Annotated in this window: 16 protein-coding genes and 1 pseudogene; all 17 read left to right on the plus strand. The window is 34.1% G+C overall.

Translation table 11 applies throughout. The features are described 5' to 3' along the window. Nucleotides 1-79: 79 nt before the first annotated feature. The 17 genes and pseudogenes from KZH69_RS16720 (at nt 80) to KZH69_RS16805 (ending at nt 22,537) form a co-directional block, all read left to right on the plus strand. Nucleotides 80-1,216: an N-acetylmuramoyl-L-alanine amidase family protein gene (locus KZH69_RS16720; protein ID WP_219318627.1), complete on the plus strand. Its 1,137-nt coding sequence runs from the start codon at nt 80-82 to the stop codon at nt 1,214-1,216. 56 nt (nt 1,217-1,272) lie between these two features. After that, nucleotides 1,273-2,223, plus strand: coding sequence for an MlaD family protein (locus tag KZH69_RS16725; protein ID WP_219318628.1), 951 nt, complete (start codon nt 1,273-1,275; stop codon nt 2,221-2,223). A 14-nt stretch (nt 2,224-2,237) separates the two neighbouring features. Next, nucleotides 2,238-3,569, plus strand: a complete 1,332-nt coding sequence (locus KZH69_RS16730; protein WP_219318629.1) for a 4Fe-4S dicluster domain-containing protein — start codon at nt 2,238-2,240, stop codon at nt 3,567-3,569. 96 nt (nt 3,570-3,665) lie between these two features. After that, nucleotides 3,666-4,457: a (Fe-S)-binding protein gene (locus KZH69_RS16735; protein ID WP_219318630.1), complete on the plus strand. Its 792-nt coding sequence runs from the start codon at nt 3,666-3,668 to the stop codon at nt 4,455-4,457. A gap of 2 nt (nt 4,458-4,459) precedes the next feature. Continuing rightward, nucleotides 4,460-5,236, plus strand: a complete 777-nt coding sequence (locus tag KZH69_RS16740; RefSeq protein ID WP_219318631.1) for a phosphatase PAP2 family protein — start codon at nt 4,460-4,462, stop codon at nt 5,234-5,236. 81 nt (nt 5,237-5,317) lie between these two features. After that, nucleotides 5,318-5,800 carry an ABC transporter ATPase gene (locus tag KZH69_RS16745; protein ID WP_219318632.1) on the plus strand — a complete coding sequence of 161 codons (483 nt, stop codon included), beginning with the start codon at nt 5,318-5,320 and terminating at the stop codon, nt 5,798-5,800. 20 nt (nt 5,801-5,820) lie between these two features. After that, on the plus strand, nt 5,821-6,435 hold the full coding sequence (locus tag KZH69_RS16750) for a phosphatase PAP2 family protein (protein WP_219318633.1): 615 nt from the start codon (nt 5,821-5,823) through the stop codon (nt 6,433-6,435). A 70-nt stretch (nt 6,436-6,505) separates the two neighbouring features. Continuing rightward, on the plus strand, nt 6,506-6,823 hold the full coding sequence (locus KZH69_RS16755) for a DUF6660 family protein (protein ID WP_219318634.1): 318 nt from the start codon (nt 6,506-6,508) through the stop codon (nt 6,821-6,823). Nucleotides 6,824-6,932: 109 nt separating this feature from the next. Then, nucleotides 6,933-11,228 (plus strand): CusA/CzcA family heavy metal efflux RND transporter, encoded by a 4,296-nt coding sequence (locus KZH69_RS16760; RefSeq protein ID WP_219318635.1) that lies wholly within the window; start codon nt 6,933-6,935, stop codon nt 11,226-11,228. Nucleotides 11,229-11,237: 9 nt separating this feature from the next. After that, nucleotides 11,238-12,395 carry an efflux RND transporter periplasmic adaptor subunit gene (locus KZH69_RS16765; protein ID WP_219318636.1) on the plus strand — a complete coding sequence of 386 codons (1,158 nt, stop codon included), beginning with the start codon at nt 11,238-11,240 and terminating at the stop codon, nt 12,393-12,395. 43 nt (nt 12,396-12,438) lie between these two features. Then, complete coding sequence (locus tag KZH69_RS16770) at nt 12,439-13,413, plus strand: MFS transporter (protein WP_255558361.1); 975 nt, start codon at nt 12,439-12,441, stop codon at nt 13,411-13,413. Nucleotides 13,414-13,712: 299 nt separating this feature from the next. Continuing rightward, complete coding sequence (locus tag KZH69_RS16775) at nt 13,713-15,737, plus strand: heavy metal translocating P-type ATPase (protein ID WP_219318637.1); 2,025 nt, start codon at nt 13,713-13,715, stop codon at nt 15,735-15,737. Nucleotides 15,738-15,868: 131 nt separating this feature from the next. Further along, the gene (locus KZH69_RS16780; RefSeq protein WP_219318638.1) at nt 15,869-16,237 is read left to right on the plus strand and encodes a hypothetical protein; all 369 of its coding nucleotides are present in this window, start codon (nt 15,869-15,871) and stop codon (nt 16,235-16,237) included. 223 nt (nt 16,238-16,460) lie between these two features. Beyond that, complete coding sequence (locus KZH69_RS16785; RefSeq protein WP_219318639.1) at nt 16,461-16,721, plus strand: heavy metal-binding domain-containing protein; 261 nt, start codon at nt 16,461-16,463, stop codon at nt 16,719-16,721. A gap of 53 nt (nt 16,722-16,774) precedes the next feature. After that, nucleotides 16,775-20,047, plus strand: a pseudogene (locus KZH69_RS20560) (efflux RND transporter permease subunit). Beyond that, complete coding sequence (locus tag KZH69_RS16800; protein ID WP_219318642.1) at nt 20,034-21,293, plus strand: TolC family protein; 1,260 nt, start codon at nt 20,034-20,036, stop codon at nt 21,291-21,293. The pseudogene KZH69_RS20560 and the gene KZH69_RS16800 overlap by 14 nt, the downstream one beginning before the upstream one ends. Then, nucleotides 21,290-22,537, plus strand: a complete 1,248-nt coding sequence (locus tag KZH69_RS16805) for a heavy metal-binding domain-containing protein (RefSeq protein ID WP_219318643.1) — start codon at nt 21,290-21,292, stop codon at nt 22,535-22,537. The genes KZH69_RS16800 and KZH69_RS16805 overlap by 4 nt, the downstream gene beginning before the upstream one ends. Nucleotide 22,538: the final 1 nt, after the last annotated feature.

The raw sequence follows: 22,538 nt of genomic DNA on the forward strand, positions 1-22,538 counted from the left end.
AAAATTACTATAATTTTTTGGCAAAAATAATCAAATCATAAATTTATAACGGAAGTCTTATAATTAAATTAACTATTAGATGTATATCTCAAAAAAAATAAAAATTGCATTCACATTTTTAATAGTGATGTTGTCTATAGAAACGTATGGACAATCCAATGATTTTAAAGTAACTCTTGATGCCGGTCATGGCGCTCATGACTTCGGTGCAGTTTATAGTGGGAGAATTGAAAAAAATATTGCTTTGGCAATTGTACTTAAGGTTGGAAAAATTTTGGAATCATATCCGAAAATTGATGTCATATATACAAGAAAGACTGATGTTTTTATCGATTTAGTAGAACGTGCAAATATTGCCAATAGAGCAGATTCACATATTTTTGTTTCCATACATTGTAATGCCAATAAAAATTTGGCAGCCGATGGAACTGAAACCTATGTTATGGGGATGACCAAAGTGGCTTCTAACCTTGAAGCTGCTAAAAAAGAAAATGCGGTAATCACTTTAGAAAAAGATTATAAACAAAAATATGAAGGTTTTGATCCAAATTCCCCTGAAACGATGATTGGTATGACATTAATGCAAGAGGAATATTTAGAAAACAGTATTTCATTGGCCAGTAAAGTAGAGGATGCATTCGCTTTGTTAGGAAAAAAATTGCGTCATGGTGGTGTGAAACAAGCTCCTTACATGGTATTGCATAAAGCCTATATGCCTAGGGTTTTAATTGAAACTGGTTTTATATCCAATCCTGTTGAAGGTGAGTTACTGAATTCAGAACATGGGCAAGATGATATTGCTCGAGCAATTGCCGATGCTATTATAAGTTATAAAAATGAATATTTTGGAGATGGTGGAGCCGAAACCTTTGGAGAAAAACCTTCACAGATGATTAAAGAGAATCCTGTAAAAAACACAGATGCTCCTGAGGTGAATAAAGCAATAATTAAAAAAGATACTCTAGGTTCAATTTATAAAATTCAACTTTCTGCAAGTAAAAAGAAGCTAGCTTTAGAATCTAAAAATTTTAAAGGTTTAAGGAATGTTTCACTCGTTTATGAAGATAATATTTATAAGTATCTTTATGGTGAGACTTCTGATTATGAAGATGCTAAAAATCAGTTGAAAGAAGTAAAATCCAAAGGATATGATTCTGCTTTTTTGATTGCTTTTAAAAACGGAAAAAAAATAAGTGTGCAGGAAGCAATCAAATAATACTTATAAATACAAATATTTTATATTAAATTTGCCCATTAAAAAAAACAAAAATTTTGAAAATTACAAGAGAAATAAAGACTGCCATTTTAGTTATTACATCAATTTTATTATTCATTTGGGGATATAATTTTTTAAAAGGAAAAGATCTTTTTAATAGCTATAAAACATTTTATGTAGAATATACAAATGTAGAAGGACTAGCACCTTCAGCCTTGGTTACCATAAACGGACTTACAATTGGAAAAGTAAAGACAATTACCATCGGAGATAAAGGAACTTTATTGGTGGAATTACAAATAAATACAGATTTTCCTATTTCAAAATCTAGTACGGCTTCAATATATGATGCCAGTTTGATTGGTGGTAAGCAAATTTCTATTCAGCCCAATTATGATGATAAAAATATTGCTGAAAGCGGAGATTATTTGAAAGGTTTAATTGAAGCCAGTTTGATGGATTCATTGGGTGATAAAGCCACACCGGTTATGGCTAAATTAGAAAAAGTAATGACTAGTGCCGATCAATTGATTACTAGTTTTAATACCGTTTTGGATGCCAAAGGTCAAGCTGATTTAAAAAAGAGTTTAGCGGAACTTAGTGCTACTATGGAGCAATTTCATAAGGTGGCTTCTAATGCTAACGTTATTTTGGATGAGAATAAGGGACAATTAAAAGGAGTTGTTTCTAATTTTAGTAAAGTCTCTGATAATTTTGTTAAAATTTCTGATTCTTTAAATAAAGCTAATTTAGGCCAAACAGTCAAAAACTTGAATACCACTCTAAATAAAGTTGATGGTCTGATGAAGGGTTTGGAATCGGGTAAAGGGACTATGGGCAAATTAATGAAAGATGAAGCTCTTTATGCCAACTTAGAAAAAACTTCGAAAGAATTAGAATTGCTTTTGCAAGATGTACGATTGAATCCAACCCGTTATGTAAATGTTTCTGTTTTCGGTAAGAAAAACAAACCATATATTGCTCCAAAAGATTCTATAACAAAATAAAAAAACTACTATTTATGGGTTATCTAAGTAATGTGTTATTTGCCATTATATTAATTATTGGATTCGGATACTTTTATTTGAATGTAAAAAAAATAATTAGAAATATTAATCTAGGTGTTGCTGTCAATCGTAAAGATAATGCTAAAGCACGTTGGAAAAATATGGCAATGATTGCTCTCGGGCAATCCAAAATGGTCAAACGACCTGTTGCTGGAATACTGCATATTATTGTTTATGTTGGTTTCGTGATAATCAATATTGAACTGTTAGAAATCATTATCGATGGTTTATTTGGAACCCATAGAATTTTTTCGCCCCTTGGAGTGGTTTATGATATTTTAATTGGTTCTTTTGAAATATTGGCATTTTTAGTTTTATTTGCCGTTACTGTATTTTTGATAAGAAGAAATGTCGTTAAATTGAAAAGATTTATTCATTCTGATTTAAAAGGTTGGCCAAAAAGTGACGCCAATTACATTTTGTATTTTGAGATTATTTTGATGACTTTATTTTTATTGATGAATGCTACCGATTTACATTTGCAAAATGTGCCTGGAGGTTTTTCTCATTTTATAAAAGCTGGTTCTTTTCCAATTAGTGAATTTATTGCTCCAGTTTTCAACGGAATGCCTAATGAAGCAGTAATGTTGCTAAATGAAAGTTTTTGGTGGTTGCACATCGTTGGAATTTTGGTTTTTATGAACTATTTGTATTTTTCAAAACACCTTCATATTTTATTGGCTTTCCCAAATACTTATTTTGCTAATTTAAATCCACAAGGACAGTTCGATAATTTGGCTTCGGTAACTGCCGAAGTGAAATTAATGATGGATCCCAATGCCGATCCGTTTGCGGCAGCACCTGTTTCAGAAAATGAAGTTCCTGTAAAATTTGGCGCCAGTGATGTTCAGGATTTGAATTGGGTTCAGTTATTGAATGCTTATACTTGTACCGAATGTGGTCGTTGTACTTCATCTTGTCCAGCCAATCAAACGGGTAAAAAATTGTCTCCGCGTAAAATTATGATGGATACGAGAGATAGAATGGAAGAAGTAGGAAAAAATATTGATTCCAATAAAGGTGTTTTTGTGCCAGACAACAAATCTTTATTGAATGATTATATTACTCCAGAAGAGTTATGGGCTTGTACTTCATGCAACGCTTGTGTAGAGGAATGTCCTGTAAATATCAGTCCGCTTTCCATTATTATGGATATGAGACGTTATTTGGTAATGGAACAAAGTGCTGCTCCAATGCCATTAAATGCGATGATGACCAATATTGAAAACAATGGGGCTCCTTGGCAATATAGTCAGCAAGACCGTTTGAATTGGAAAAACGACTAAAAGTTTAACCGTTAAATTGGTTATTTGCTTAATTTAATAACTGATAGTAAATTGACTGTTAAACAAACAAACAAATAACCGAATCAATAAAATATTATGTCAGAAAATTTAAATGTGCCAACAATGGCCGAAATGCTAGCCCAAGGAAAACAACCAGAAGTTTTATTTTGGGTAGGTTGTGCAGGAAGTTTTGACGATAGAGCAAAAAAAATCACTAAAGCATTTGTGAGAATATTGAACCGTGCGAATGTTTCTTTTGCCGTTTTAGGTACTGAAGAAAGTTGTACTGGAGATCCTGCAAAAAGAGCAGGAAATGAGTTTTTGTTTCAAATGCAGGCCATGATGAATATCGAAGTGCTGAATGCATATGAAGCAAAGAAAATTGTTACTGCTTGTCCGCATTGTTTCAATACATTAAAAAATGAATATCCGGAATTAGGAGGTCATTATGAGGTAGTGCATCATACGGAATTTCTTAAATCATTGCTAGATTCAGGCCGATTGACTATTGAAGGAGGACAATTTAAAGGAAAACGCATTACTTTTCATGACCCATGTTATTTAGGTAGAGCCAATAATGTATATGAAGCGCCAAGAGATTTAATTCAGAAATTGGATGTTGAATTGCTTGAAATGAAACGTTCCAAAGCAAATGGATTATGTTGTGGAGCGGGTGGGGCCCAAATGTTTAAAGATGCCGAGCCTGGTAATAAAGAAATCAATGTGGAAAGAACAGAAGATGCTCTTGAAACCAAGCCGGACATTATTGCTGCAGGTTGTCCTTTTTGCAATACCATGTTAACCGATGGAGTTAAAAATAAAGAAAGAGAAGGTGATGTCAAAGTTATGGATATAGCCGAATTGATTGCCAACGCTCAAGATCTTTAAATATGAATTTTAGAAAAATTGTTTTGCTGCTGTTAATGCCAATTTGGAGTTCCTTATTTGCACAAACTATGGTTAAAGCAAATTTTCAAGATTCAATACCTGATTCAAGTGCAGCTAAGCCATTAAAATTCAATCCGAAACAATTAATACTTCCAACTGCTTTAATAGGATTTGGTTTTATTGGTATTAATAGCGATCAAATTAAAGATTTTAATTCAGAAGTAAGTGAAGAAGTTGTTGAGCACATCGATAAACAAATAACAATTGATGACTTTACCCAATATGCCCCAGCAGCTGCTGTTTATGCTTTGGGTGCCTTGGGTGTAAAAGGAAAAAATAATCTGAAAGATAAATCAATTATTCTTGCCAGTTCATTTTTAATAATGAATATTACTGTTTTAAGTTTAAAATCAATCACAAAAGTAGAAAGGCCTGACGGGACAAGTAATAATTCTTTTCCTTCAGGACATACCGCAACTGCTTTTATGGGAGCTGAATTTTTATATCAGGAATATAAAGATGTTTCTCTTTGGTATGGTGTTTCGGGTTATGTCGTTGCCGCAGCCACAGGTGCATTTAGAGTATATAATGATCGGCATTGGGTCACCGATGTAGCTGCTGGTGCAGGAATTGGGATATTAAGTGCAAAAGCGGGCTATTGGCTGTTTCCTACTGTAAATAAATTATTTGCGTCGAAAAGTAATCCAAACAGAAAATCTGCGTTTATTCCTTATTACGATGGAAAGCAAGTTGGATTTGGCTATGTTTCTTCTTTTTAAACTAAAAGATATTGTGAAACAATAAATTCTAAAATCATAAATCTGCTCCCGATAGCTATCGGGGCTAAAATTATAAATACCATGTACGTTCCTTTTGAAAAATTACCCGAAGAATCTAGAATTTGGATTTATCAATCGAATAGAAAGTTCTCGGATGCCGAGTTTTCTGAAATCGAGACCGATTTGCAAGCTTTCCTTAACGAATGGGCTGCACACGGAACTAGCCTTGAATCTTCCTATTTATTAAAATACAATCGTTTTATTATAATTGCCGTGAATCAGGAAGTTCAAGCAGCAACTGGTTGTTCTATTGATTCTTCAGTTGAGTTTATCCAAAGTTTGGAAAAAAAATACAATGTTGATTTGTTGGATAAAATGAATGTAACCTTCAAACTGGGAGATCATATTGCTCACAAGTCATTGATTGATTTTAAGAAAATGGCGAAAGATAAAGCAGTTACCGAAAATACAATTGTCTTTAATAATTTGGTTAATAATATCGAGGAGTTCAATGAATCTTGGGAAGTTCCCGCTATGGATAGCTGGCATAGCCGATTTTTTTAAACCAATTTTACAAAATCAATATGTCTAAAATCCTTTTACTTTTAGTATTTCTTTTTTGTTTTTCAATTTCAAATGCCCAAAATTCTGATATAGATTTATTAAAGAAAATAAATTTAAATAGAAATACAAATCTAGAATCAACAATGATTGGGATTACCAATAGTGCCATGCCTGTAAGTATTGGCACCCCTATCATTATTTATGCAGTCGGATTAATTGAAAAAGACAGTATTACAAAGAAAAAAGCAATTTTCATTGGTGAATCTTTAGCAGCTTCTACATTTATTTCTTTAGCGTTGAAAAGCATTACCAAAAGAGATAGACCTTATGTTTCTTATCCAGAAATTGATAATATCACAGAAGAATCCAGTTATTCTTTTCCTTCGGCTCATACTTCAGCGGCATTTGCAACAGCCACATCATTGAGTATGGCTTATCCAAAATGGTATGTTATTGCTCCATCTTTCTTATGGGCAGGTGCGGTAGGATATTCGCGTATGTACTTGGGTGTACATTACCCGACAGATGTTTTAGCTGGTGCTATTGTAGGTAGTGGTTCTGCTTTTTTGTGTTATAAATTGAATAAATGGATTAACAAAAAAAGAGCTCCTCACCAGAAAAAGCTTTGGGAGTAACTGTATTATTCACTTTGTGCTCATTTAGTTGTATTTTGGTTTTCAAATTTTAAAACGTATTTTTGTTTTTGTGAAATGGACTAGTACTATATTATCAATTGTATTTTTATTGCTTTCCTGTTTGCCATGTGCAGATAAGGGGGGGAATAGTTTATCACAAACTCTTGTAGAAAAAAGTAGTTCAGAACATAATCAGGATTATGACGCTTGTTCTCCATTTTGTATTTGCAATTGTTGCAGTTCGCAAGTTTTTGCTTTTGATACTACTATTTGTAGTCTAGATTTAGTCATTATCAAAAAGACAATAGAAAATAAAATTCCTGAATACAAATCAATTTTTGCTTCCAATTTCTTCGGAAGTATTTGGCAACCGCCTCAAATAGTATAATGAAACCTGATTCCAATTGGTATTGAAGATTGGGATAGAGAGCTGTGGCTTTTCCACAGAAAAAAGTGGACCTTTTTGGGTCTGATTTCTCATTCATTATATTAAAACAATGGTACAAAAAATCATTACATTTTCAGTAAACAACAAGTTGATTACGGGAGTCTTATTGTCCATTTTTGTTATGTTTGGCGTTTATTCATTTACGCAATTAAGCGTTGATGCATTACCGGATGTGACGAATAATCAGGTGCAAGTAATAACTAATGCACCGAACCTCGCTACTCAAGAAGTAGAGCAATTTATAACTTATCCATTAGAAACTGAATTCAAATCATTGTCCGATATGATTGAATTACGGAGTACAAGCCGTTCGGGTTTGTCTGTAATTACAATTGTTTTCAAAGATAATGTACCCGCTAATATTGCCCGCCAACGGGTTGATGAAAAAATAAAAATGACGACGGATAATATTCCGAAACAATATGGAATACCAGAATTATTGCCACCAACGACAGGACTTGGCGAAATTTTTCAATATGTATTGGTTCCCCAGAAAGGATATGAAGAGAAATATGATCTAACTGAATTAAGAACAATTCAGGATTGGATTGTACGTCGTCAATTATTAGGTACTGTTGGAGTTGTAGATGTGAGCAGTTTTGGTGGAAAATTAAAGCAATACGAAGTTTCTGTAAAGCCCGAAAGATTGGCAGCCAATAATCTTACTCTTATTGAAGTTTTTGATGCGTTACAAAATAACAATGAAAACACTGGCGGGAGTTACATTGACAAAGGACCTAATGTATATTTTATTCGTGGAGAAGGATTAATCCAAAATATTGAAGACATCAATAATATTGTCATAAAAAACAACTCAGGTGTCCCTATTTTGATAAAAGACATTGCCGAAGTTAAATTTGGTTTTGCCCCACGTTATGGAGCTATGACCAGAAATGGAAAAGGAGAAACTGTTGGAGGAGTTGTTCTAATGCAAAAAGGGGAGAACGCTGTTAGAGTAATTGAACTTGTTAAAGGAAAAATACAATCAATAGAAAAATCCTTGCCGAAAGGCGTAAAAATTGATGTTTTTGTTGACAGAACCAAACTTATTGAAAAAACGGTCAGTACGGTTTCTGCCAATTTGTTGGAAGGAGCATTAATTGTGATACTAGTTTTAGTGTTGTTTTTAGGAAGTTTGAGAGCTGGTTTAATTGTAGCATCAGTTATTCCTTTGGCAATGCTTTTTGCAATAATCATAATGAATCTCTTTGGCTTGAGTGCCAATTTGATGAGTATGGGAGCTTTGGATTTTGGACTAATTGTAGATGGTGCCGTAATTATTGTTGAAGCTACTTTGCATATTTTTTCTAAACACTATAAGAACAATATTCTTTCTCAAAAGAAAATGGACCATGAAGTAATAAAAAGTTCTTCAAAAATAATGAGTTCTGCCATTTTTGGACAAATTATAATCCTGATTGTTTACATACCATTATTTGTATTGAGTGGAGTAGAGGGCAAAATGTTTATGCCAATGGCGCAAACGGTAAGTTTCGCAATACTTGGTGCATTATTACTTTCACTAACTTATGTGCCATGGGCGAGTAGTATATTTTTAAGTAAAAATATCAATAACGAACCGAATTTTACCGACCGATTTATCAATAAATTGAATAATTGGTATCACCCGGTTTTGGTTATTGCATTGAAAAGAAAAGTTGAAGTTATATGCATTGCAGGTTTTTTGCTTATTGCTTCGATATTCATTTTTAATTCATTGGGAGGTGAGTTTATTCCTGAATTGGATGAAGGCGATTTTGCAATGAATTATACAATTCGTCAAGGAAGCAGTTTGCCACAAAGCATTGAAGTGGGCACACAGTTGGAAAAATTGGCACTGGCATTCCCAGAGGTAAAAGAAGTAGTTAGTAAAATAGGGACCAGTGAAATTCCTACTGATCCAATGCCTATAGAAAGTGCTGATATTATTATGGTTTTGAAAGATAAAAATTATTGGACAACAGCAGATAATAAAGAAGATTTGGCCGAGAAAATGAATGAAAAATTAAGTCAGATTCCAGGTTGTAATTTATCTTTTGAACAACCCATTCAAATGCGTTTTAATGAACTGATTGCAGGGGTAAAATCGGATATTGCCATAAAAATATTTGGTGATGATTTGGATAAATTATTTTCGGAAGCAAATAAGGTGGTTCCAATTATACGGGGAATTCAAGGTCTCACGGATATCAAAGTAGAGCAAGTTACAGGAATGCCACAATTGGTTGTGAAATATAATCGAAACAAAATTGCACAATACGGATTGAATATTGCCGAAGTAAACCGCATTCTTAACACGGCTTATGCTGGTGGGATAACCGGAGTGGTGTATGAGGGAGAACGCAAGTTTGATTTGGTTGTTCGTATTCCTAAAAATGAAAATACCGATATTGACGCTTTAAAATCTTTGTTAATTCCAACGCCGAGCGGAAATCAAATTCCGTTGAACGAAGTGTCCGAAATATCTTTCAAAACTGCACCATCACAAATAAGCAGGGAAGAGGCACAGCGAAGAATTGTCATTGAGGCCAATGTTCGCGGTAAAGATGTAGAAAGCGTAGTTTTGGAAATCCAAAAGAAACTCGATGCTAAATTAAAATTGCCAGAGGGTTATTTCATAAAATATGGAGGGCAATTTCAAAACCTTCAAGAAGCAAAAGGTAGATTGCTATTGGCTGTTCCGGTTGCGCTTTTACTTATTTTCTTTCTCCTCTTTTTGTCGTTCGGCTCTCTCAAGGAAGCAACGATAATTTTTTCAGCGATTCCTTTGGCTTCTATTGGTGGAGTTTTAGCTTTATGGGGGCGAGGAATGAATTTTAGTATTTCGGCGGGTGTAGGTTTTATTGCGCTTTTTGGCGTCGCTGTTCTGAATGGAATCGTATTAATCAGCTATTATAATCAGTTAAAAGAGGAAGGAGAAGACAATTTATTGCAACGTATTTACAAAGGAAGCAGTGCCCGATTAAGACCAATTTTAGCAACAGCAACAGTTGCATCATTAGGTTTTCTGCCAATGGCTTTAAGTACAAGTGCAGGTTCGGAAGTTCAAAAACCTTTGGCAACAGTTGTAATCGGTGGTTTATTGACCTCGACATTACTAACTTTATTTGTTTTACCTGTGTTATATTATTTAGTCATGTCTTCAAAAAAAATAAAAGTAAATCCAAAAATTGCATCAATTGTTGTTTTGTTTTTTACTTGTTTTTCTTTTAATGCAAATGCACAAACTTTTACTTTGCAAAATGCACTCGATTTGGCAACCAAAAATTATCCAACGATGCAACAGGCTTCTTTACAAACGGAGCAACAACAGGCATTGACAAAAACGGCCACAGTTTTGGATCCATTCAATATTAATAGTAATTTGGGGCAAATGAACAGTAAATGGTTTGATTACAATTTGGGAGTTGCTCAAGGTTTTAAATTGTCGAATAAAGCAGATCGGAATCTTTTGAATCAAAATGTAACCGTTGCCAAATCATTTGAAGCGGTTACCAAAAACGAATTGATTAAAAACGTTTCAAGTACATATTTTATGTGGATTTACAATGTGCAACAGTACAAGTTATTACTTGAAATAGATGCTCTTTTTGCAGATTATGAAAAGTATGCAGACAAGAAATTTCAAGTAGGTGAAAGTAATAAACTCGAAAAAATTAGCGCCACATTGCAACACAAAGATTTAAAAATGCAATTATCAGAGGTCAATACTCGAGTCTCTTTTTATTTGGCTGAATTGCAAAAATGGACAGGAAATGTTTTAGTTTATGAAGCTCCGGCAAAATATGAAACATTGCAAGAAGTTGATTTGAGCGATAGTACATTGGTAAAGAATCACCCAGTTTTAAAGCTTTTGCAGCAGCAGATTATCGCAAAAGAACTGACTATAAAATCAGAAAAGGCCAAAGCAAATCCATCATTTAATGTTGGTGTGAATGCACAAAGTATGGACAAAGAAACGCCGTTTTATTATGGAAGTGTAGGAATTAATATTCCATTATTCAGAAACGGAATTGAAGCAAAAACGCAAGTGGCAAAATTAGAAACCGAAATTGCCAAAAAAGAATTGGAGAAATCACAACAGGAATTGGTTACTGTTTATTTGCAACAATACCAGCTTCAAAAACAATATTTGGAGCAACTCAATTATTATAAAAACGAGGGAATTCCAATGGCTGAAACGATTGTAAATTCGGCTCAGAGGCTATACAAATCAGGTGACATCGGTTATGTTGAATACACCCAAAACCTGAAAGATGCCAACAAAATCAAGAATGATTATTTGATTGCAATGAACAATTACAATCAAACGATAATCAACATTCAATTTTTACTAAATAAATAAAATACAGTAATGAAAAATAATATAGCAACCTTATTCTTTCTTGTTTTAGCTCTATTCTCCTGTAAAAATAATGCAGATAAAATACCAATAGTTAATGATTCGAAAGAGGTAGTAGAAGATAAATCAGTTGTGACTTTTACAGATGCACAAATAAAGGCGGTAGACTTACATTTAGGTAATTTTGAAAATAAAAACTTAACCACAACCTTAAAAATTAATGGAAAATTATCGTTACCTCCACAACATCAATCGCAAGTGAGTATATTGATGGGTGGTGTTGTAAGAAACATTTTGGTTCAAGAAGGAGAATATGTGACCGCAGGGAAAACGCTGGCAACAATTGCCAATACTGAAGTGATACAATTGCAGCAAGATTATTTAGAAAATAATGCCAACCTTAATTATTTAGAAAAAGAGTACCAACGCCAAAAAGAGTTGAGAGACGATAATATAAATGCTGGTAAAACCTATCAGCAGGCTCAAAGAGAATTACAGATTGCACAAGCAAAAAAAGAAACTTTACGTTCCAAATTGATGCAATTGGGTATCAACGCAAATAAGTTATCGTCAAAAAACATTGCCTCAAGCATCGCTATTTCGGCACCTATAAGCGGATATATACAGCATATTAATTTGAGTATGGGTAAATATGCCGACGCAAATGCTGTATTGTTTGAAATCATTGACAATCGTTTTTTACATTTGGATTTAAAAGTTTTTGAAAAGGATATTCACAAAATAAAAATTGGACAAGAAATACTATTTAGTGATGCGAATGATATTTCGCATACACATCCAGCCAAGATTTATGCTATCAATAAAGCATTTGAACCAAATGAACAAGCGGTATTGGTACATGCCAAAATGAATGAGATAACCGAAACGCTGTTGCCAGGAATGTATGTAGAAGCACGTGTAAAAATTGATAATAACAACACAACGGCACTGCCAACGGAAGCTATTGTCAACAATGGCAATGATCATTTTATTTTTATTTCAATAGGAAAAAACAGGTTTCAACAAATAAAAGTGACTATTGGCACTTCAGATTTAGGCTTTACAGAAGTTAAGGTAATTGATGTAGTTCCTGAGAATGCAAAAGTGGTAATCAAAGGTGCATATTATTTATTATCGGAACTAACCAAAGGGAGCGGAGAAGAAGAATAGATATAATGCCTATTTTTGTTAATGAATGTTAAGGATATTGAAAATGAAAGTATTTAAGTCTATTTCTAGAACAGTTTGGATACTCTCTTTAATCAGTTTGTTTACTGACACTGCTAGTGAAATGTTGTATCCCATAATGCCTATTTATTTAAAAACAATAGGGTTTTCAATTGTTTTAATAGGGGTTTTAGAAGGTTTTGCAGAAGCTTTAGCAGGTTTAAGTAAAGGTTATTTTGGGAAATTATCGGATGATTCAGGGAAACGCATTCCTTTTGTACAACTGGGATATGCACTAAGTTCGATTTCAAAGCCAATGATGGCCATTTTTTCATTTCCAATATGGATTTTCTTCTCGCGGGCAATGGATCGATTCGGAAAAGGGATTCGTACAGCTGCAAGAGATGCCATACTATCGGATGAAGCAACTGTCGAGACCAAAGGAAAGATATTTGGATTACATCGTTCTATGGATACTTTTGGTGCTGTTTTTGAACCCACTTTGGCATTATTGTATCTCTATTTTTATCCACAGCAATACAAAACACTTTTTTATATTGCTTTTATACCTGGTTTATTAGCAATAGCTTCTTCTTTTTTTTTGAAAGATAAAAACAAAAAGAGTTTACCCGAAGTAAAGAAAACTTCTTTTTTGTCTTTTCTGAAGTATTGGAAAACTAGTCCGTTGCGGTATCGCAAAATACTGATAGGACTTTTGGCTTTCGCGGTATTTAACAGTTCGGATGTTTTTTTATTGCTAAAGGCCAAGCAAGCGGGTTTAAATGATACGTCGGTTATTGGAGTTTATATTTTCTATAATTTAGTCTATGCTCTTTGCGCTTTTCCATTAGGTTTTTACGCTGATAAAATAGGGCTCAAGAAAATGTTTGTTTTTGGACTTTTGTTATTTTCGATAGTATATTTCGGAATGGCGCTTAGTACCAATATTTACATTATTGCTTCATTGTTTTTTATTTATGGAATATATGCTGCGGCAACTGAAGGTATTTCAAAAGCCTAGATTAGTAACGTTTCTGATAAAAAGGATACAGCAACAGCAATTGGAACGTATTCAGCATTTCAAAGTATTTGCGCTATGATTGCCAGTTCGTTGACGGGAATTATTTGGTATGAATTTGGTGCAAATACAACCTTTTTGGTTACAGCTATAGCAACAGCATTCGTTATTGCTTACTTCTTGTTTTTTATCGAATACAAAAAGAGAATAATATAAAATCAACAGATTTTTTAATCACAATCACAATCACAAATAGAGAATAGCGATGCTAAGTTCCTATAAAAAATAAATAGTATCTGGATATGAAACAAATGGAAAAGCAAGATATAAATGGCAAAGAGTCGTGTTGTACCATTAAAGAAAAAACAAGTGCAAAAAAAAACAATTCAAGCTGTTGTTCGATTGATAGTGCGTCGCAAAATCATAATGACGGAGATGGTCACGATCACAATCATTCACACGGAGAGGGAAGCTATTATCAAATGTTCTTACCATCTGTAATTTCTTTTTGCTTATTGCTGATAGGAATTGTTTTCGATAATTATTTTCCTCAAACTTGGTTCACAGATTGGGTTCGAATAGGCTGGTATATTGTTGCTTACATTCCGGTTGGTTTACCCGTTTTAAAAGAAACTTTTGAGAGTATTAAAAACGGACAATTTTTTTCAGAATTTTCATTGATGGTAATAGCGACGTTAGGAGCATTTGCCATTGAGCAATTCCCTGAAGGAGTTGCAGTGATGTTATTTTACGGTATTGGTGAGAATTTTCAGGGGATAGCGGTGAAAAAGGCTAAGTCCAATATAAAATTATTATTAGACCAAAGACCTGATTTTGCAACTGTTTTAGAAGGACATAACATAATATCAAAAAAAGCTTCCGAAATTAGCATTGGAGCAATTATTCAATTAAAACCGGGAGAAAAATTAGCTTTAGATGGAAAGTTGCTTTCTGAAAGTGCTACTTTCAATACTGCAGCTTTAACAGGTGAAAGTAAGCCAAATACAAACAAAAAAAATGATACTGTTTTAGCAGGAATGATTAACTTGAATACTGTTGCAGAAGTCCAAGTTACGACTGCTTATAATGATAGCAAGCTCTCTAAAATTTTGGAAATGGTGCAAGAAGCAACTACCAAAAAAGCACCAACCGAATTGTTTATTCGAAAGTTTGCCAACCTATATACACCAATTATAGTCTATCTGGCACTAGCAATTTGTTTGGTACCTATGTTTTTTGTTGCCCATTATGTGTTCAGTGATTGGCTGTATCGATCCTTGGTTTTCTTGGTGATTTCTTGTCCATGTGCTTTGGTGATTTCTATTCCTTTGGGGTATTTTGGGGGAATTGGAGCCGCGAGCAAAAATGGAATTCTATTCAAAGGTTCCAATTTTCTGGATATAATGGCAGCAATTCAAGTAGTTGTTTTGGATAAAACAGGAACGTTGACCAAAGGGGTATTTACTGTTCAAAAAGTGGTGGCTGCTGGTATTTCGGAACAAGATTTGGTTCAATATACTGCGGCAATAGAATCTAAATCTACACATCCTGTGGGAACTGCTATTGTGGAATATGTAAAAGGATTAGATCCAACTTTAAAAGTTACTGAAGTTGAAGAAATCGCAGGGCATGGACTCAAAGGGAAAATAAATGATAGAGAAATAATAGTTGGGAATGTAAATTTAATGAAGAAATTCAATATTAATTATGATTTGGAACTGGATAATTCGCCATTTACCATTATAGTTGTAGCTATTAATAAAGTGTATTCGGGCTATTTTTTAATCGCCGATGAAATAAAAGAAGATTCCAAAGTAGCTATTCAAAGTTTGCATAAAATAAATGTTAAAACCATAATGCTTTCGGGTGATAAGCAAGCTGTTGTTGATGCTGTTGCAAAAGAACTGAATATCGAATTGGCTTATGGAGATTTATTGCCAGAAAATAAAGCGGAACAAGTTGAAGCATTAAAAGCACAAAATTTAAAAGTCGCTTTTGTTGGTGATGGCGTAAATGATGCGCCTGTGATTGCACTTGCCGATGCTGGAATCGCAATGGGCGGGTTGGGAAGTGATGCTACTATCGAAACGGCTGATATTGTCATTCAAAACGACCAGCCTTCAAAAATTTATACCGCAATAAACATTGGAAAGCAAACTAAAAAAATCGTTTGGCAGAATATCACGATGGCATTTGTAGTGAAAGCCGTTGTTTTAATCCTCGGTGCTGGAGGTTTGGCAACAATGTGGGAAGCAGTTTTTGCCGATGTTGGAGTGGCATTATTGGCTATTTTAAATGCTGTTCGGATTCAGAGAATGAAATTTTAGATTGGATTCGAAAAAGGCTTTTGTAATTTATAAACATCCTTTTTGATTTATCTGTATTACGTTTTTAACACCTTATTAGGAATCAATCAAAATAAATTAATTAAATTTGAATTGAAATTAAGAAAACAAAAATGAATAAATTTCACATTTTAATACTAATACTGTTTGGCTTCTTACTGACGCCAGGTGATGTTTTTGCATGTGAAATGAATTCTGCAAATCATTCTTCTAGAAAAGAGATTTCTTCCAAAATGTGCAATGACGATTGTTGCAAAAAAGACAGTCATTCAAAAAGCAAAAACAATGATGGTTGTGGCGGTAAATGCAATCATTCAAAATGTGGTTGTGCTTCCTCTTGTAATAGCTCTGTTTCGATTGCTGAATGGAATAGTACTATTAATCGTTTTAATTTCTCTTCAGGAAAACAAGGTTTTTGCAACTATGAAACCAACATTTCTTCTGGTTTCAATTCTTTATGGCTTATACCAAAAATATGCTAAATCAGATTTTGATAGCCATAAGTGTGTCAAATTCAAAGCAATTTTTGCTTTAAAAATCAATTCTATTATCGGTTAACTGAATTATTAAATCATAGTTTTTACTATTGTTTTATTATTCTATAGCCTATTTAATTCAATATTATTTAAACTAAAAACAAAACGAAAATTCACTAAATCGAATCTTTTGGCTTAGTCAATTCTCTGTTTACTAAAATTTATAAAAATGAAAAATGCAATCCTTTTAGCCTTAATTATGGCATTTACATTGGTTTCTTGTAACCAAAAAAACAAAGAAATTGAAACTAAAAATGCTCCAATGATGGAACATGATTCAACAATGACAATGAAAGATTCAACAATGATAGTAAAAGACACCACAGTCACTGATAAAGTTTATGCTTGTCCGATGCATCCAGAAGCTAAAGGCAAACTAAATGACAAATGTCCAAAATGTGGAATGAAATTGACTGTAGAAGTGAAATAATTCATTTCCCTTCCGGAGTATTTATTCTGAAAGGGAAATTTATCCAAAACATTATGGTAGAAAAATTAATATCATTTTCATTAAAAAATAGATTTGTTGTCTTGCTCGTTTCGGCCTGTTTATTTGCTTGGGGCGTTTATAGTGTGCAACAAAATCCTATAGATGCCATTCCCGATTTATCCGAAAATCAAGTAATTGTATTTACGGAGTGGATGGGAAGAAGCCCGCAAGTTATCGAATCTCAAGTAACCTATCCTTTGGTTTCAAATCTTCAGGGAATTCCAAAAGTTAAGAACATTCGCGGTGCTTCTATGTTTGGAATGAGTTTCGTCTATATTGTTTTTGAGGACAACGTTGATATTTATTGGGCAAAAACAAGAGTTTTAGAAAGGCTCAATTATGCCCAACGGCTGCTGCCACAAAATGTGGTTCCTACGCTTGGGCCTGATGGTACAGGTGTTGGTCATGTTTTTTGGTATCACTTAAATGCCAATGGTATGGACTTAGGCGAGCAAAGAGCCTTGCAAGATTGGTATGTGAAATTTGCCTTGCAAACCGTTCCCGGAGTTGCTGAAGTAGCTTCTTTTGGAGGTTTTGAAAAACAATATCAATTGGTTTTAGATCCTTTGAAAATGCAGCATTACAAAGTCAGTATGATGGAAGTGATGAATGCTGTCAAAGCCAATAATAATGATGTTGGAGGACGGAAATTTGAAATGAGTGATATGTCATACATCATTAGAGGTTTAGGTTATATAAAGAACATAAAAGACGTAGAAGAAATTGCCATCAAAAATTACAATTCTATTCCAGTGAGGGTAAAAGACATTGGTTCAATCCAAATGGGAGGTGATTTGCGTTTGGGAATTTTTGATGAAAATGGCACAGGAGAAGTCGTCGGTGGTATTGTAGTGATGCGATACGGAGAGAATGCAGACAAAGTAATAAAAGCAGTCAAAGCTAAAATGAAAGAAGTGGAGAAAGGATTGCCTGAGGGCGTAACTTTTAAAACCTCTTACGACAGAAGCGAATTGATTGAGAAAGCAATCGAATCCGTTAAAGGAACACTATTTGAAGAAATGATTGCCGTTTCAATAGTGGTATTGCTTTTTCTTTTTCATTGGAGAAGTGCTTTAATTATCTTGATTCAAATACCGATATCTGTTGCAGTTGCCTTTATTTTTCTACAGGCATTTGGGATATCTTCAAATATAATGTCTCTTACAGGAATTGCTTTGGCGATAGGTGTTTTGGTTGACGATGGAATTGTAATGGTCGAGAATGCGTACAGGACAATTTCGGAGAAACAGGAAGAAGCCCCTAATCCCTAAAGGGGAATAGAAACTCTTAAAGATGCACTATTTTTTGTCTCCCCTAAATATTAAAAAATGAAAGATAAACTGAAAAATATATTCAAAAAAGAAAACGATCCGCTGACTTCGGAGGAGAAACTGAAACTTATTGAAGCTTCTTCCAAATTGGTTGGGCCCGGTGTGTTTTATTCGACAATAATCGTAATTGCATCTTTTTTACCCGTGTTCCTGCTTACAGGCATGGAAGGCAAACTGTTCAGTCCATTGGCTTGGACAAAATCGTTTATACTAATTGTGGATGCTTTTTTTGCGATTACGCTTACACCTGTGTTGATTAGCTTTTTACTCAAAGGCAAACTTCGTACAGAAAACAAAAATCCGATAAACAGAAAATTGGAAAGTATTTACACGCCCATTTTAACGCTTTGTTTGAAATGGAGGAAAACAGTTTTGGCTGTCAATATTGTGGCACTGCTGATTGGCGTATTGATGTTTACTCGTTTGGGTTCAGAATTTATGCCTCCGCTCGACGAAGGCTCCATTTTGTTTATGCCAGTAACTTTGCCTGATGTGTCCAATTCTGAAGTGAAACGGATTTTGCAGGTTCAGGATCGATTGATAAAATCAATTCCCGAAGTGGCCAATGTTTTGGGAAAAGCAGGTAGAGCCAATACAGCAACCGATAACAGTCCGGTGAGTATGATTGAAACAATTGTTTTGCTAAAACCCCGCAACGAATGGAGAGATGGTAAAAAGAAAGCGGATATTATAAATGAAATCAACAACAAACTGCAAATTCCGGGAGTTACCAATGGTTTTACGCAACCTATTATTAACCGTATCAATATGCTTTCTACTGGTATCAGAACCGATGTGGGTATAAAAATTTACGGAGAAAGTTTAGACACCATCAATGCTTTATCACAAAAGATAAAAATGGCTTTGGAGGGAACCTCGGGAGTTAAAGATTTGTATGCCGAACCCATTACAGGGGGGAAATACATAGACATTATACCCAAACGTGAAGTCATAGGCAGATATGGACTTTCTATTGATGACATAAATACAGTTGTTGAAGCATCTATTGGCGGAATGAAACTCACCACAACCATCGAGGGAAGACAGCGTTTCTCGGTCAATGCGCGATATGCACAAGAATACCGAAACAGTATTGAGGCCTTAAAAAAACTCCAAGTACAAACAATGGAATTTGGTCCAATTCCCTTAGAAACGGTTGCCGATGTAAAAATAAGCGATGGTCCACCCATGATAAACAGCGAAAATGCAATGCTCCGTGGTAGTGTATTGTTTAATGTTCGAGACCGTGATTTAGGAAGTACGGTTAAAGAAGCACAGGCAAAACTGAATGAAATGATTACCAAAATGCCCAAAGGATATTATGTGGAATGGAGTGGTCAGTGGGAAAATCAAATCAGAGCCAATAAAACGTTGAGTTTAATTTTACCAATTGTTGTTGTGATTATTTTCCTCATTTTATACTTCACCTATCATTCTATGAAAGAGGCTTTAATTACTATGATAACAGTTCCGTTTGCATTAATCGGGGGTGTTTTTATGGTCTATTTTTATGGGATTAATTTGTCGGTTGCGGTAGCCGTAGGTTTCATTGCTTTGTTTGGTTTGGCTGTCGAAACGGCTATGTTGATTACCATTTATCTCAATGATGCTATGAATAAAATGGTTGCCAAACACGGAAATACCAAAGAAACCTTGACAGAAGAAATAGTAAGAGAATATATCATTGAAGGTTCTGCCAAGCGATTGCGTCCAAAATTGATGACCGTTTCGGTTTCATTATTTGGATTAATACCCATTCTTTGGGCAACGGGAACAGGAGCCGATGTAATGCTCCCAATCACTGTTCCGCTCATAGGCGGGACAATTACTTCAACGATTTATGTATTATTAGTAACCCCCGTTGTTTTTGAAATGGTGAAACTTCACGAATTGAGAACAAAAGGAAAAATAAATCTGATAGATGTTAAAGAATAAATTTTATATCGCTCTAAGTTGTTTGATTTTAAGCTTTGCAAATAGTAAAGCCCAAACACTTACTTTGGATAATGTTTTGAGTACCATCAGAACAAATAATCCACAATTAAAAATGTATGATGCCGATATTCAAAGTATGGATGCTTCTGCCAAAGGCGCCAGAAGTTGGATGGCACCACAAGTAGAAACGGGTTTCTTTATGACGCCTTACAATGCCAATTTATGGAAAGCCAATGAAATGGGACCGGGAATGGGGAATTATATGTTAGGCGTTACCCAAATGATTCCGAATGCTTCTAAGTTAAATGCAAATGAAAATTTGATGAAAGCCATGTCATTGGTCGAAAGTGAAAATAAAAATTTTACATTAAATCAGCTAAATGCATTAGCCAAAACCTATTATTTTGAATGGATTATCATTAATAAAAAAATAAAGATAGCTCAAGACAATCTTCAGCTCCTGAATTACATGATTAAAAGTATGGAAATACGCTACCAGTATAATATGGACAAATTATCATCGTATTATAAGGCCAAATCGCAATACGCCACTTTGCAAAGTATGATTGTAATGTTGGAAAATGATGTGTCACAACGGAAATATATGCTCAATACCTTAATGGCTCGTGATAAAAATGAGGACTTTGAAATTGATTCCAATTATGAAATTAAAGATTTCAATCTTTTTGAAACTGATTTGTCTTCCTATATTAACAACCGAAGCGATATTAAAGCAATTGATAAAACTAAAGAAATTAACAACTTTAAAATTGAGGTAGAGAAAGCAGGTACAAGACCAGAATTTGGCGTAAAATACGATCATATGTTTGCTTTTGGGAATCAGCCACAGCAATTTTCATTGATGGGAATGGTGACTATTCCTATGGCTTGGTCTACCAAAATGAATAAGGCCAATATGGAAAGTTATCGCATAAAAAACGAAAGTTTGGATTGGCAAAAGCAAATGATTGCGACCGAAGCAAGCGGAATGATAAAAGGCATGAATACTGAGTTTTTGAACCTAAAAAAACAATACCAAATTACACAAGAGAATATTATTCCTGCATTAAAACGAAACTATGATACCGCCATTCTAGCTTGGCAAAACAATACCGGAGATTTATTCGTGGCGTTAGAAGCTTGGGAAGCAATGAATATGACACAAATTGATGCTTTAGACAAATTAAAATCGATTTTAACAACACAAGTGCAAATCGAAAAACAACTTGAAACCGAAAAATTATGAACAGATATTTAAAATTTGCAATACTATTTTTGGTCGTAGTTTTGGTTGGAACTGGAATTTATTTCTTTAGCAAAAAATCAGATAAACATTCTGAAATGGACCATCAAAATGAGGTTTACACTTGTTCAATGCATCCTGAAATCATTCGAGATAAACCCGGTAGTTGTCCTATTTGCGGAATGACATTAGTTGAAAAAGTTACCGAAGATCATTCCGAAAAAAATGATTCTATTGACGACCTTTTGAAACGTACCGATAATTTTGTCGTAGGTAATTATGAAACCACAATTGCAAAAGACACAGTTATACGTAGTGAAATCAGTTTACCTGGAATAGTAACTTACGATTTGAATTCGGCGGTAAATATCTCAGCCAGAATAAGTGGTCGAATTGAAAAAATGTACGTCAATTATAAGTACCAAAGAGTCACAAGAGGGCAAAAGATATTTGAATTGTACAGTCCTGAATTATTAACTGAACAACAGAATTTTATCTATTTGATTTCCAATGATAGTCAAAACACATCGATTATTAATTCGGCCAAACAGAAATTATTGCTTTATGGTATGACAAACAATCAGATAAATGCATTGGCTTCCGCTAAGAAAGTGAATCCTATAATTGCTATTTATAGTCCTGCTAACGGAATTATTACTGGAACCGAAAAGATGGCTAATTCAAATATTTCTTCAATGTCTAGTGCAAGTAGCAATACCGAAACATTGGACATAAAAGAAGGAAGTTATGTTAAAAAAGGGCAAATTGTTTTCAAGTTGATGAATACCGTTAAAGTTTGGGGTGTTTTCAATATTTTACAAGGGAACAATAGCCTAATTAAAACCAATCAGTCTATTGATATTACTTCTGAATTGGATGAAAAGAACATCATTTACTCAAAAATAAATTTTGTGGAAACACAATTAAATCCTACGGATAAAACCAATAAAATTCGGGTATATCTGAATAATGAAAATTATGAATTACCCATAGGTGCGAGATTGCAAGGCGTTGTACAATTAAATTCAGCAAAGGCTATTTGGTTGCAAAAGCAAGCTTTGGTTAGCTTGGGTGAGAAAAAAATAGTTTTTGTTAAAATGGACAACGGATTCAAAGCAACAGCCATACAAACGGGTATAGAAATAGATGATTCTGTTCAAATTATTGGAGGTATTTCTGCAGGAGATACAATTGTCAAAAACGCGCAATATCTAATTGATAGCGAAAGCTTCATCAAAACCGAATAAG

The sequence above is a fragment of the Flavobacterium taihuense genome (genome assembly GCF_019351435.1).
GTDB classification, from domain to species: Bacteria; Bacteroidota; Bacteroidia; order Flavobacteriales; family Flavobacteriaceae; genus Flavobacterium; species Flavobacterium taihuense.